1 protein-coding gene is annotated in these 1,203 nt (G+C 57.6%); it reads left to right on the forward strand.

What is annotated here, in order from left to right:
- The first annotated feature begins 10 nt into the window (after positions 1 to 10).
- Positions 11 to 1,164, forward strand: a protein-coding gene (locus CFP68_RS17780) for an IS3 family transposase (RefSeq protein WP_241524157.1) whose coding sequence is annotated in 2 segments (ribosomal slippage) — positions 11 to 263 and positions 263 to 1,164 — 1,155 coding nt in all. Because the reading frame shifts where the segments join, the coding sequence is not laid out codon by codon here.
- The last annotated feature ends 39 nt before the right edge of the window (positions 1,165 to 1,203 follow it).

The raw sequence follows: 1,203 nt of genomic DNA on the forward strand, positions 1-1,203 counted from the left end.
GAGATTACAGATGTCTAAACGCAAGCAGCATGCGCCGGAGTTCAAGGCGAAGGTCGCGCTGGAGGCCTTAAAGGGCGAGGAGACCGCAGCCGAACTGGCGAGCCGGTTTGGGGTGCATCCGACGATGATCCACCAATGGAAACGCGCTTTGCTCGAGGGCGCATCCGGTGTGTTCGAACGCGGCGGCCGAAAAAAGCCCGAGATCGGCGAAGAGCAAGTGAAGGAGCTCCATGCCAAGATCGGGGAGCTGGCGGTAGCCAACTCTTTTTTGGAACGAAAGCTCAAGCCCTGGGGCGGGAAGTGAGGCGCGGCATGATTGAGCCTGATCACCCCCGGCTGTCGGTCGTCCAGCAGTGCAAGCTGCTGTCGATCTCACGCTCGTCATTCTATTACACGCCGAAGGGCGAGACCGCGCAGAACCTCGATCTGATGCGGCGGATCGACGAGCAGTTCTTGGAGACCCCGTTCTTCGGTGTCCGGCAAATGACCTGGCACCTGCGCAACGACGGCCATCTGGTGAATGAGAAACGGATACGCCGACTGATGCGCCTGATGGGATTGATGCCGATCTACCAGAAGCCTAATACCAGCAGGCCAGCGAAGGGGCACAAGACCTACCCTTATCTGCTGAAGGGGTTGAGGGTCGAGCGGCCCAACCAGGTCTGGTGTTCGGACATCACCTATCTGCCGATGCGACGTGGGTTTCTCTATCTGGTGGCGATCATGGATTGGCACACCCGCAAGGTTTTGGCTTGGCGCATTTCAAACACGCTGGAGGCGGACTTCTGCGTTGAGGCGCTGAACGAAGCCATCCACAAGTTCGGCCCGCCCGAGATTATGAACACCGACCAAGGCAGCCAATTCACGTCCTTTGCATGGACCGACCGACTGCGGCGGTCCGGCATCCGCATATCTATGGACGGAAAAGGCCGGTTCCTCGACAACATCTTTATCGAGCGGCTATGGCGGACGTTGAAATACGAATGCGTCTATCTGCATGCTTGGGAGAGCGGATCAGAAGCCAAGGCGGGAATTCGAAAATGGATGGCCTTCTATAACCACCAACGCCCTCACTCAGCCCTTGGCGGCAGATCGCCTGCCATGCTTTATTGGCTGAGAAGAGACGGAACCCAACCCGATCACCAGGTGCAACGAGTAGCTTAATTTATGCCAGATCCTGTCCAATGATCGGGGAGTAGCTCA

Source organism: Oceaniglobus indicus (genome assembly GCF_002751875.1).
GTDB classification, from domain to species: Bacteria; Pseudomonadota; Alphaproteobacteria; order Rhodobacterales; family Rhodobacteraceae; genus Oceaniglobus; species Oceaniglobus indicus.